We start from the raw sequence: 11,672 nt of genomic DNA on the forward strand, positions 1-11,672 counted from the left end.
ACCGCCGAGGCCCGGTCGAGCAGGGCGCGGAAGACGGCGGTGAGGCTCCGCCAGGCGTCCGTGGAGGGCTCCGGCGGCGAGCCGGCCGGGGCCACCACCGCACCGGCGTCACAGCCCGCCGGCCGGCCGCCGAGGCCGAGCAGCACGCCGGCCCGGACCACCACGTCCTCCCGCAGCAGCCGGGCCAGTTCATGGGTGAGGTCGACGAGTTCCTGGACGGCCGGACCGCCGCCGCGCAGCGCCCGCAGCACCGCCAGGCCGATGGTGTCGGCGGCCTCGGCGCGGACCCCGTCGGCCAGCGCCTGCTTGGAGACGAAGTGGAAGTAGAGCGCGCCCTTGCTGACGCCCGCCCGGCGGCTGATGTCGACCAGGCTCGCCGACTCGAAGCCCGCGTCGGCGAAGGTGTCCGCCGCGGCGAACAGCACGGCCTGCCTGGTTCGCCCCGCCCGTTCCTGCTTAGCCACTCGGCCCCTCCGGCCCCGGCCGCGACGGGCTGCGGCCCGCCCGGTTGCTGTCACGGCGCCGCCGTCGAAGCCGCGGTGCCCCCGTCTGCGGACCGTCGGTGGCGCGCCGCGACCGCCCGAAACCGCATGGTTGGTATCTAATCTAGCCCCTGTCCGGCCCCCGCCGTCCAGGGGGGAAGGGCCCCTCGCCCAAGGCCCGGACCGGGTCGGCCGGACGTTGCCGCAGGCCGGAGCCCGAGTACCGTGGGCTGGGCGGGTGCGTGTCCGCGCCGACCCCGCAGGGGGAGCAGAAACCGGGTGGCCTGTATGTTTTCTCAGGGCCGCCCGCACGGCCGGCCGACCGACACCCGGGAGTGGGGCCCGCCATGCCAGTGTTCACCGCGATGGACGGCGACGCCCCTTATCCCCACCCCCACGGCCCCGCGGGTCCGGGCCCGGGCGGCTACGACTTCCACGAACGGACCGTCTCGCGCCACCTGGTGCACCGCTCCTCGGTCGCCGAGGTGCTGATCACCGGCTGGCAGGCCACCGGCCCGTACGACTTCCTGCTCGGCGCCCAGTGGCCCCGGCTGCACGGCTTCTATCGGCTGCCCGGCGACCGGCACCACGACCCGGTGCTGATGGCCGAGACGGTCCGGCAGGCCGCCCTGCTGGTCGGCCACGCCGGATTCGGCGTCCCGCACGACCACCACGCGGTGCTGGAGGAACTCGGCTACACGCTCGGCCCGGCCGGCCTGGAGAGCCTGGCGGTCACCGCCGCCCCCGCCGAGCTGATGCTCCGGATCACCTGCCACGACGTCCGGATGCGGCACGGCCGGCTGGCCGCGCTGCGGGTGCACGCCGAGGTCGAGCGCGACGGCCACCCCGTCGGCCGCGGCTTCGGCGGGCTGCGGATCCTCTCCCCCGCCGCCTACGACCGGCTGCGCGGCCCCGGCCCGGCCGCCGCCCCGCTGCGGCTCACCGGCCAGGCCACCGCCCCGGAGCTGGTGGGCCGCCAGCAGGCCGCCGACGTGGTGCTCGGCCCCGCGCTGCTGCCCGGCAGCTGGCTGCTGCACGCGGACGCCGGTCACCCGGTGCTGTTCGACCCGAGGGACCCGGCACCCGGCCACCTGCCCGGGATGCTCGTCCTGGAGGCCGCCCGGCAGGCCGCCCAGCGCCTGCACCACCCGGACCGGGTGGTGCCGCTGGAACTGGTCACGTCCTTCCACGACCCGATCGTCCCGGACCGCCCCTGCGTGGTGCGGGCCGTCCGGGAGGGCGGGCAGCGGACCGGCGGCGGCAGCGGGCGGCGGGCGCCGCTGCGGGTCCTGATGGTGCAGGACGGCCGGACGGTGGCCGAGGCCCGGCTGCTCACCGGACCGGCCGACGGCGGCCCGGCCGCGACCGCGCCGGCCCCCGCCCGGCGCGGCCTGCCGCTCGCCGGCTGAACCCGTCAGGCGGCCATCAGCGCGGACGGCCGGCCGGCGTGCATCACCGAGAGGTTCTCCGCCAGCCGCCCCGGGTCCTGGGCCAGCCACAGCCGCAGCGCGGAGCCCAGCATCGCGCTGGCCGAGCCGATCCGCACCTGGGTCAGCTGGGCGATCCGCGCCGCACCCGGCACCAGCAGGTCGGCCAGCGGCGTCGGCAGCCAGACGGTCAGCGCGCACGGCGCGGGGGCCGCCAGGGCGCCCAGCAGCCGGTAGGCGTCGGCCGGCGAGCTCAGCGTGGGGATGATGTCCAGCAGCCCGTCGGCCACCACCTCGGACACGTCGCTGCGATGTCCCTGGGCGAGCCGGCGGAGCAGCAGGTGCTCGGCGGCGGTGATTCGGACGGTCAGCATGACCTCGTCGCACTCCATCGCGCGATTTCCTCCTCAGTTCCTCCCCGTGCCGGACCGGGCGGGCCGGCACGAACTACCCCTGTCGCACCTCGGCCCGGCCAACTCGTTGTGAGTGCCGGGCCGGTGGGTGGTTTCCGGTCCCGGTCAAATCCCCGCGTAGGAGTGCTTGCCGGTGACGAAGATGTTCACGCCGTAGTAGTTGAACAGCCAGCAGGCGAAGGCGGCGAGCGCCAGGTACGCGGCCTTGCGGCCCTTCCAGCCGGCGGTGGCGCGGGCGTGCAGGTAGCACGCGTAGGCGACCCAGGTGATGAACGACCAGGTCTCCTTCGGGTCCCATTCCCAGTACTTGCCCCAGGCGGCCTCGGCCCAGATCGCGCCCGCGATGATGGTGAAGGTCCACAGCGGGAAGACCAGGGCGTTGATCCGGTAGGACAGCTTGTCCAGGGTCGACGCGGCGGGCAGCCGGCGCCAGACCGACGCCGAGGTGCCGAGCGGGCCCTTGGTCAGGCCGGCCGCCATCCGCTTGTCGAAGGAGTCCTTGCCCAGGTACAGCAGCGTCGTGACGAACGCCGCGTAGAAGGCGCCGCCGCAGACGATCGCGGTGGAGACGTGGATCGCCAGCCAGTAGGAGTGCAGGGCCGGGACGAGCTGCTCGGACTCGGTGTACAGCACCTCGGTGGCGATGCCGAGGGTGAGCACCACCGCCAGGGTGACCGGCAGGCCGAGCCAGCGGACCGGCTTCTTCGCGACCAGCAGGCCGACGAAGGCCACCGTCATGGCGAGCGCGAAGGCGCAGGAGAACTCGTACATGTTGCCCCACGGCCAGCGGGAGACCGAGAGGCCGCGGGTGAGGACGCCGCCGATGTGCAGCAGGAGGCCGAGGACGGTGAGCGAGACCGCGATCCGGCCGGCCAGGTCGGCCTTCACACTGGTGCCGGCCGCGCCGGGACCGTCGACCTCGTCGTCGCCGCGCCCGCTGGTCACCACCGTGGCGCCCTCGCCGGCCAGCGCCGTGCGGGTCAGCGTGGTGGTGCCGCCGTGCGCGGAGGCGACGGTGACGGTGACCTTCTTGGCGCCCTTGGCCTTGGCCTCGGCGTCCGCGACGGTCGCGGCCAGGCCGGCCTGCTCGATGGAGCGGACGGCGACGGCGCCCTTCGAGCCGAAGGTCCACTCGAACATGTAGGCGAACATGGCGATCAGATAGACCGCCATCGCCGAATAGATCAGCTTGTTGGACAGGTCGGCCAGCTGCGGGTCGACCGACGAGGCGAGGTGCACCGTCTACTCCTTGGAGTTCTGGTCGGCGGGGACTGCGGATTCTTCGGGTGCTGAGGCCTCGTCGGCCTCGGTGGTACCGCCCTCGTCGGGCTCGTCTAGGGCGTCGGGCTCGTCGGGCTCGTCGTCGAGCGCCGGGGCGTCGTCCTGGAGGTCCACCGCGAGCGCGGCCAGCTCCTCGGCGATCTTCGCCGACTCGCTGCGGCCCAGACCGGCCAGCTCGACCAGGGTGCCGCCGTCCGGCAGGGCCACCGCGCGCACCCAGATCCGGCGCCGCTGGATGAACAGCGAGCCGATCAGGCCGGCGATCGCCGCCACCCCGCCGGCCAGGGCGATGCCGTTGCCCGGACGGTGCGAGACGTTGAAGCTGGCCCACTGCTTGTAGCCCTTGAAGGTGACCGTGCCGTAGCCGTCCGGCAGCTCCCAGACCTGGTTGGGCTTCAGCTTGGCCTTGGCCGCCTCGCCGTCCCGCTGGAGCTGGGTCAGGTTCTTGGTGTTGAGCTGGTAGATGTTCTGCGGCAGGCCGGAGTCGGTGCCCAGGTCGCCCGCGTAGGCGTTGAGCACCAGCGCCGGGTCCGCGTCACCGGGGAACAGCGAGCGCGGGCCGAGGTTCGGGTCGAAGGCCGCCGGCGAGGTCGGCAGGAAGAAGCCGGAGAGGCCCAGCTGGGTCTTCTTGCCGTCCTTCTCGCCGTAGTCGGAGACCTTGATGACGCCGGTGGAGGTCAGGTTGCCGTCCTGCGGCAGGAACGGCGTGGCGCCGCTGTAGACGACCTCGCCGGCCGCGTTGCGGACCTCGATCACCGGGGCGTAGCCGTGGCCGATCAGGTAGACCTTGCTGCCACCGATCTCCAGCGGGTGGTTGACCTCGATCTTGCCCTGCTTGAGCTTCGACGGGTCGCTGCCCTCGTAGTACTCGACGCCCGCGGTGAACTGCCGCGCGCTGCCGATCTGCGAGCCGTTGTTCTGGAACTTCGAGGTGAAGCTGTTCAGCTTCACGTAGAAGGGGTCGAGGTCGTCGCTGCCGTAGAACCGGGTGCCGGTGAAGTCGTCCAGTTGCGTGATGGTGTTGGAGTAGCCGTCGCCCTCGACCAGCAGCTTGCCGCCGGTGCCGCTGGCCAGGCTCGCCCAGGCGAAGCCGCCGAGCAGCGCGAACAGCGACAGGTGGAAGACCAGGTTGCCGACCTCGCGCAGGTAGCCCTTCTCGGCCGCCACCGCGCCGCCGGCCAGGTGCGCCCGGAACCGCCGCCCGCGCAGCAGCCGGTGGGCGGCGGTGTTGACGGCCTCGGCGTCCGCGTCCGTGCGCCAGGCCGCGTACACCGGCATCCGGGTCAGGTTGCGCGGCGCCGCCGGGGGCGCCGCGCGCAGCACCCCGACGAACTGCCAGGTGCGCGGCACGATGCAGCCGGCCAGCGAGACGAACAGCAGGATGTAGATCGCCGAGAACCAGACCGAGCTGTAGACGTCGAACAGCTGGAGCTTCTCGTAGATCGGCGCGACCGTGGTGTGCTGCGCCTTCCAGGTCTCGACCTTGAACTGGTTCTGGCCGTTCTGCGGGATCAGCGAGCCGGGGATGGCCGCCAGCGAGAGCAGGAACAGCAGGATCAGCGCGACCCGCATCGAGGTCAGCTGGCGCCACATCCAGCGCAGCCAGCCGAGCACGCCGATGCCGGTGGGGCCGTCGGACTCGGCCGGGGCGGTGGTGAGCCGCTCGGCCGCGCCCTCGGCCTCGCCCTGCGCGGCGGCGGCCTCGCGCTGCTCGCGATCGGTCGTGGTCTTGGTCACGGGTCAGATTCCGATCTGGAAGTCGGCGAACTGGTTCTGCAGGTCACTCACCATCGAGTCCCAGGCCCCGGTGACCAGGAGCAGACCGACCACGACGAGCATGCCGCCGCCGATCCGCATCACGAGCGGATAGTGCCGCTTGACCCAGCCGAAGGCGCCCAGCGCGCGCCGGAAGGCCACCGCGGCCACGACGAACGGTACGCCGAGGCCCAGGCAGTAGGCGGTCATCAGCAGGGCTGCGCGCCCGGCGTCGGCCTCGTTGAAGGCCAGCGTCTGGATCGCCGACATGGTCGGGCCGAGACAGGGGGTCCAGCCCACACCGAACACCACGCCCAGCATCGGCGCGCCGAGCAGGCCGACGGCCGGGCGGCGGTGCGAACGCAGCTCGCGCATGCTCAGCCCGGGCACCAGGCCCATGAAGGCCAGGCCCATCACGACGGTCACCGAGCCGAGCACGATCGAGATGACCCGCTTGTGCTCCTGGAGCGTCTGGCCGAAGAAGCCGAACAGCGCGCCACCGGATACGAACACGGCGGTGAAACCGAGGATGAACAGCAGCGCGCCCGCCAGCATCCGGCCGCGCCGGGCCCCACGCGCGTCGGCGAGGTCGGCGGCGGAGAAGCCGGTGACGTAGGAGAGGTAGCCGGGGACCAGCGGCAGCACGCAGGGCGAGAAGAACGACACCAGGCCGGCCGCCACCGCGATCGGCGCCGCGACCAGCAGCGCCCCGCTCTGGATGGTCCCGATGTTGTCGGCGAGGAGCAGTGTCCCGCTCACTTCTGCTGCTCCGCCACGATCGGCTGGAGCATCGACTCCAGGGCGTCGTCGGTCTGGCCGCCGACGGCTCGGGCGGCCAGCCTGCCGTCCCGGTCGACCACCAGGGTGGTCGGGATGGACTGCGGGTTGAGGCTGCCCTTGGGGAACTTGAGCAGCTCGGCGCCGGCCGGGTCGTAGATGCTGGGGAAGGTGACGCCCTTCTCCTGCTCGAAGCGGACGGCGTTGTTGATCTCGGTGTCCCGGGTGTTGATGCCGAGGAACTGCACGCCCTGGTCCCGGTACTTCTCCCAGACCCGCTGGAGGTCGTCGGCCTCCGAGCGGCACGGGCCGCACCAGGAGCCCCAGACGTTCAGCACGACGACCTTGCCCCGGTAGTCGGAGAGCCTGACCGGGTCGCCCTCCAGGGTCTTCCCGCCGATGTCGGGCGCGTCCTGGCGGTGGCCGACGGCGGCGGTGGAGATGTTGCCGCCCTTGCCCTTGGCCGTGACGAACCCGATCTGGCCGTCGCCACCGGCCGAGGAGCCGGAGGAACTGCAAGCGGTGAGGACCAGCGCGGCAGCGGCGGCGGTGACCGCGGCGGCGGCGACACGAGGACGAGGGCGCGTCATGCCAGACATGTGAAAAGTTTCGCATGAAGTCACGGCCGGGCCCCGGGGGGTCCGGCCTTCTCTGCCGGACCCCCTCTGACCTGCGGCGGGAGCGCCGCACCTGGTGTCGCGGGAATGTGACCCAGGTCTTACTCACACGGCTCTTACACCGGATCGGGAACCATGAACACCGTTCCGCTCGTCCGGGCTTCCTCGGCGTACCCGGAATCACCCGTCCCCGCGGCGGGGTTCGGGCGGGGCTCAGGCGCCGAAGCTCTTGCCCACCGGCTTGCTCTTGCCGCCCTTGCCGACCAGGTGGGCCGGCAGCAGGTCGCGGGCCGGCTCGCGGTAGCCGACCGAGACGATCCGGTCCCCCTCGTAGGTGAAGCTGGTCAGCGAGGCCAGCGAGCACTGCCGGTTGCGCGGGTCGTGCCAGAGCCGGCGGCGCTCCACGAAGGAGCGGACGATCCAGATCGGCAGCTGGTGGCTGACGCAGACCGCCTCGTGCCCGCGCGCGGCGTCCCGGGCGGCGGCCAGCGCGCCCATCATCCGCACCGCCTGCTCCAGGTACGGCTCGCCCCAGGAGGGCTTGAACGGGTTGGTCAGGTACTTCCAGTAGGACGGGTTGCGCAGCGAGCCGTCGCCCACTCCGAAGGTCTTGCCCTCGAAGACGTTCTCCGCCTCGATCAGCCGCCCGTCCACCGCGACGTCCAGGCCGTGCGACTTGGCGATCGGCGCGGCGGTCTCCTGCGCGCGCTCCAGCGGGGACGCCACCACGTGGGTGATGTCCCGCCCGGTCAGGTCCTCGGCGACCCGCTCGGCCATCTCGCGGCCCAGCTCGGACAGCCGGTAGCCCGGCAGCCGCCCGTACAGGACGCCCTCCGGGTTGTGCACCTCACCGTGCCGCATCAGGTGGACGACGGTGATGTCCTTGGCGCTCACTTCTCAGTACTCCTGGGGCTCGTAAGGGCGGCGGGGCCTAGGCGGCGGCTTCGGCGGCGGCCCGGGCGGCGGCGGGCAGGGCGGCGGCGATCCGCTCCAGCGCCCGCTCGTCGTGCGCGGCGGAGACGAACCAGGACTCGAAGGCGGACGGCGGCAGGTAGACGCCCTCGGCGAGCATCGCGTGGAAGAACGCGGTGAAGCGGAACGCCTCCTGGGTCTTCGCCTCGTCGTAGTTCGTCACGGCGTCCTCGGTGAAGAACACCGAGAACATGTTCCCGGCGGTCTGCAGCCGGTGCGCCACGCCCTCCTTGGCGAGCGCCGCGGAGACCAGGCCGGAGACCTCGCCGGCGACCCGGTCGACGGTCGCGTAGACCTCGTCGGTGCAGCCGCGCAGCTGGGCCAGGCCGGCCGCGGTGGCGATCGGGTTCCCGGAGAGGGTGCCGGCCTGGTAGACCGGTCCGGCCGGGGCGAGGTGGGCCATCACGTCGGCGCGGCCGCCGAAGGCCGCGGCCGGGAAGCCGCCGCCCATGACCTTGCCGAAGGTCAGCAGGTCGGGCGCCCAGCCCTCGTTCGCCGCCTCCAGGCCGTACCAGCCGGCCTTGGAGACGCGGAAACCGGTCATCACCTCGTCCGAGATGAACAGCGCGCCGTTCTCCCGGCAGAGCCGGGCCAGGCCGCCGTTGAAGCCGGGCAGCGGCGGGACGACGCCCATGTTGCCGGGCGAGGCCTCGGTGATCACGCAGGCGATCTCGCCGGGGTGGGCCCGGAAGGCCTCCTCGACGGCGGCGAGGTCGTTGTAGGGCAGCACGATGGTGTCGCCGGCCTGGGCGCCGGTGACGCCGGGGGTGTCCGGCAGGCCGAAGGTGGCGACGCCGGAACCGGCGGCGGCCAGCAGAGCGTCCACATGGCCGTGGTAGCAGCCGGCGAACTTCACGACCTTCGCGCGGCCGGTGAAGCCGCGGGCCAGCCGGATCGCCGACATGGTGGCCTCGGTGCCCGAGGAGACCAGGCGGACCTGCTCGACCGGGGCGACCCGGGCGACGATCTCCTCGGCCAGCTCCACCTCGCCCTGGCCGGGGGTGCCGAAGGAGGTGCCGAGGGCCACCGCCCCCCGCACGGCGTCGAGCACGGCCGGGTGCGCGTGGCCGAGGATCATCGGTCCCCACGAGCAGACCAGGTCGACGTACTCACGGCCGTCGGCGTCGGTCAGGTAGGGGCCGGTGCCGGACACCATGAAGCGCGGCGTACCGCCGACGGCGCGGAAGGCGCGCACCGGCGAGTTGACCCCGCCGGGGGTCACGACGGACGCGCGGTCGAAGAGCGACTGGGACTGGGGTGCTTCGTAGGGATAGCTCACGGGAGACATGGTCTCAAATCGTGTCCTTCACCTCTGCATGTCGGACCTCATCATCTGGAACGATGATCCGGGCGCCCGAATCTGTACGGTTATCCATACAACGGGACCCCTGGCTGCTCCGGTTACCCGGACCAGTCAGACTATGTACCCGGAGTGTCTCCGGAGTCCCTCCGGCCGCGAGGACGGGCGGGCGCTCCGGGTCGACGCAGGGGTGTGGAGAGGACTGCCGCGTACCGCGACTGGGTACGGCGGCGCATGACGGGTAAGGAGCACGTCCGGAGGGACACCGGACGTGCGGGGGTCTGTCGATTCCGGCGAATTCCGGTGAGGATGGTCCGAGTGTCCGAGGCGCAGGACGGCCACGACGAGGCGGCGGGTGGCCCCCGCAGGCCTGCCGGGGCCGCACGCGGGGGTAAGGGAGCGGGAACGGGGCGGAGCGGCCGTGGCCGCGAGAGGCGGGGTGAGGGACGCGTGGGGGTGACGTACAAGTACTTCGGCGCACCCGACCGGGCGACCGCGGCCCGGGTCCCGACCGCCCTCGGGCCGGGCGGGCTCGGCCTGGACGCGGGCGAGCTCGGCTCGCTCGGCCGGCTGGGCGACCTGATGGAGACCAGTGGCTCCCCCAACGGCCACCTCTCCACCAAGATCAAACCGGAGACCATGAGCGCGATGGTCCTCACCGGCATCCAGGGCGTGCCGCTGCACCAGGTGCCGCCGCTGGAACTCGTCGTGCTGCACCCGGACTACGCCGTCGTCCAGCTGCCGCAGAACGTCGTCGAGCCGCTGCGCAAGGCGGACGAGACCGAACTCGGCGCCGCCGCCTTCATCTGGTCCACCGTCCCCGACCGCCGGGGCCCGCGCGACGCCTTCGTGATCTACAGCATGCTGCACGAGTGGCAGGACTTCGCCAACCGCCTGCACGAGGCCGGCCACCAGCTCTACTGCCTGGTCTGGCCCTGAGCGGGACGTGAGAGCGGGCGGGGCCCCGGCCGGATGGCCGGGGCCCCGCCCGCTTCCCACGGAGGATCAGCCGCCGGATCCGTAAGTGGTGTTGGCGCAGATGTCGTCGTCCGCCGAGCGGGCCTCCTCGGTGACCGAGGTCGGCAGCGGGGCGGGCGCGGCCGGGGCGGCCGGGGTGGTCGCGCCGGCAGCGGCGGCACCGCCGTTGGCGTCGGCGTAGTCCTTGCCCAGGACCACGCTGATGCCGGCCGCGGAGGTGGGGGTGAGGGTGGCGCCGGGGAACAGCTCGGCGACCTTCTCGGCGTTGGCCTTCTGCCCGGCGCCGTACTCGATCGTGGTGGTGAGCTTGTTGCTGTTCTTCGCCTGGGCCACCGAGCCGACGGTGAACTGGGCCGCCTTCAGGGCCTCGCCCGCCTTGGCGCCCAGTCCGTTGGCGGTCGTTCCGTTGAAGACCTTGACCGGGGGCGCCGGGACGGCGGGGGCGGCGGGCGCGGTGGTGGTTGGCGGGGCCTCCGGGGTGGCCGGGGGCGCCGGGGTGGCGGGCGCGTCGGGCTGCTCGCCGGTGGCGTCCTTGCCGTCCAGGGTGCGGTCGGCACGGATGGCCTCCCACAGCCTGTCCGCGTCGGGCTTCACCAGGTCGAGGTTGGCCTCGTTGTAACGCCAGGGCGGCGTCACGAACTTCAGGTCGTGCAGGTCGATGTTCTTCAGCGACAGGGCGAAGGACATCAGCTTGTCGACGGTGTTGAGCCCCTCGTCGACGCGCAGCGACTTGGTGGCGGCGTCGGCCAGCGGCAGCAGGGTGGTGGGCTCCAGGCCCTTCTTCTTCACCGTGCTGATCATCGAGCTCATGAAGGCCTGCTGACGCTTCATCCGGCCGATGTCGGAACCGTCGCCGATGCCGTGCCGCAGCCGGACGTAGTCGAGCGCCTGCTGGCCCTCGACCTTCTGCTGGCCCTTCTTCAGGACGAGGGAGCCCTTGGTGGGCAGCTTCTCGTTGAGGTCCTTCTGGTAGATGTCCTTGGGCAGGCAGACCTCGACGCCGCCGACGGCCTTGGTCATCGCCGCGAAGCCGGAGAAGTCGACCACCATGGTGTGGTCGACGCGGATCCCGGTGAGCTTCTCCACCGTGTTCTGGGTGCAGGCGGGGTTGCCGTCCGGCGACTCGCCCACCGTGAACGCGGCGTTGAACAGGACGTCCTTGCCCTTTTGTTCCTTGGTCCACTTCCCGTTCGGGAGCTTGCACGGCGGAATGGTGACCAGCGTGTTGCGCGGGATCGAGACGCCGATGGCGTTCTTGTGGTCGGCGTAGACGTGCAACAGGATCGTGGTGTCCGAGCGGGCGCCCTCGGTGTCACCGCCGCCCAGGTCCGAGTTGGTGCCGCCGCGGCTGTCCGAGCCGATCAGCAGGATGTTCACCGGCTTGTTGCCGTTGGCGTCGGCGGTGGCCTCCGGCGGGCGCTCCTTGCTGAGCGCGTCGGAGTCGATGGTCTTGATGTTGCCGTTGAGCTTGAAGTAGATCGCGCCACCGGTGCCGGCTATCAGTACCAGCGCGCCGACCGCCGTCCAGCCGACGACCTTCTTGACGTTGCGCTCGGGCTTCTTGCCGCGCCCGCCCGAGCGGCGGTGGCCCTGGCCGTTCGACCCGCCGTCACCGCCCTGCCCGCCACGGCCCTTCGACTGCGCCGCCCGCCGGGCCTCGGCCCGGCCGC

General features: G+C 72.4%; 11 protein-coding genes. 2 read left to right on the forward strand and 9 right to left on the reverse strand.

The window, feature by feature from the left end; genetic code table 11:
• Positions 1 to 464 (reverse strand): TetR family transcriptional regulator (locus ABD308_RS23540; RefSeq protein WP_344338292.1); only part of this gene is annotated, 464 nt, incomplete at its 3' end.
• Positions 465 to 829: 365 nt separating this feature from the next.
• On the opposite strand from ABD308_RS23540, the gene ABD308_RS23545 reads away from it, so the two are divergent.
• Positions 830 to 1,891: a ScbA/BarX family gamma-butyrolactone biosynthesis protein gene (locus ABD308_RS23545; RefSeq protein ID WP_344338294.1), complete on the forward strand. Its 1,062-nt coding sequence runs from the start codon at positions 830 to 832 to the stop codon at positions 1,889 to 1,891.
• A 5-nt stretch (positions 1,892 to 1,896) separates the two neighbouring features.
• Here ABD308_RS23545 and ABD308_RS23550 read toward each other — a convergent pair whose 3' ends face one another.
• The 7 genes from ABD308_RS23550 to hemL all read right to left on the reverse strand — a co-directional run bounded on the left by ABD308_RS23550 (position 1,897) and on the right by hemL (position 9,012).
• Positions 1,897 to 2,301, reverse strand: coding sequence for a hypothetical protein (locus ABD308_RS23550; protein WP_344338296.1), 405 nt, complete (start codon positions 2,299 to 2,301; stop codon positions 1,897 to 1,899).
• A 126-nt stretch (positions 2,302 to 2,427) separates the two neighbouring features.
• On the reverse strand, positions 2,428 to 3,561 hold the full coding sequence (ccsB, locus tag ABD308_RS23555; protein WP_344338298.1) for a c-type cytochrome biogenesis protein CcsB: 1,134 nt from the start codon (positions 3,559 to 3,561) through the stop codon (positions 2,428 to 2,430).
• A 3-nt stretch (positions 3,562 to 3,564) separates the two neighbouring features.
• Positions 3,565 to 5,340, reverse strand: a complete 1,776-nt coding sequence (gene resB, locus ABD308_RS23560; RefSeq protein WP_344338299.1) for a cytochrome c biogenesis protein ResB — start codon at positions 5,338 to 5,340, stop codon at positions 3,565 to 3,567.
• A gap of 3 nt (positions 5,341 to 5,343) precedes the next feature.
• Entirely contained in the window at positions 5,344 to 6,117 is a 774-nt protein-coding gene (locus ABD308_RS23565) for a cytochrome c biogenesis CcdA family protein (RefSeq protein WP_344338302.1), read from the reverse strand.
• Positions 6,114 to 6,734 (reverse strand): TlpA family protein disulfide reductase, encoded by a 621-nt coding sequence (locus tag ABD308_RS23570; RefSeq protein ID WP_344338307.1) that lies wholly within the window; start codon positions 6,732 to 6,734, stop codon positions 6,114 to 6,116. Before ABD308_RS23570 ends, ABD308_RS23565 begins: the two co-directional genes overlap by 4 nt.
• A gap of 231 nt (positions 6,735 to 6,965) precedes the next feature.
• Positions 6,966 to 7,613, reverse strand: coding sequence for a histidine phosphatase family protein (locus ABD308_RS23575; RefSeq protein ID WP_344338350.1), 648 nt, complete (start codon positions 7,611 to 7,613; stop codon positions 6,966 to 6,968).
• Between the two features lie 70 nt (positions 7,614 to 7,683).
• Complete coding sequence (gene hemL, locus ABD308_RS23580; protein WP_344338308.1) at positions 7,684 to 9,012, reverse strand: glutamate-1-semialdehyde 2,1-aminomutase; 1,329 nt, start codon at positions 9,010 to 9,012, stop codon at positions 7,684 to 7,686.
• A gap of 321 nt (positions 9,013 to 9,333) precedes the next feature.
• Between hemL and ABD308_RS23585 the strand changes: the two genes are divergently transcribed.
• The gene (locus ABD308_RS23585; RefSeq protein ID WP_376086292.1) at positions 9,334 to 9,963 is read left to right on the forward strand and encodes a hypothetical protein; all 630 of its coding nucleotides are present in this window, start codon (positions 9,334 to 9,336) and stop codon (positions 9,961 to 9,963) included.
• Positions 9,964 to 10,029: 66 nt separating this feature from the next.
• On the opposite strand, the gene ABD308_RS23590 is transcribed toward ABD308_RS23585, so the two are convergent.
• Positions 10,030 to 11,672 (reverse strand): LCP family protein (locus ABD308_RS23590; protein WP_344338311.1); only part of this gene is annotated, 1,643 nt, incomplete at its 5' end.

Source organism: Kitasatospora putterlickiae, from assembly GCF_039527695.1.
Lineage (GTDB): Bacteria > Actinomycetota > Actinomycetes > Streptomycetales > Streptomycetaceae > Kitasatospora > Kitasatospora putterlickiae.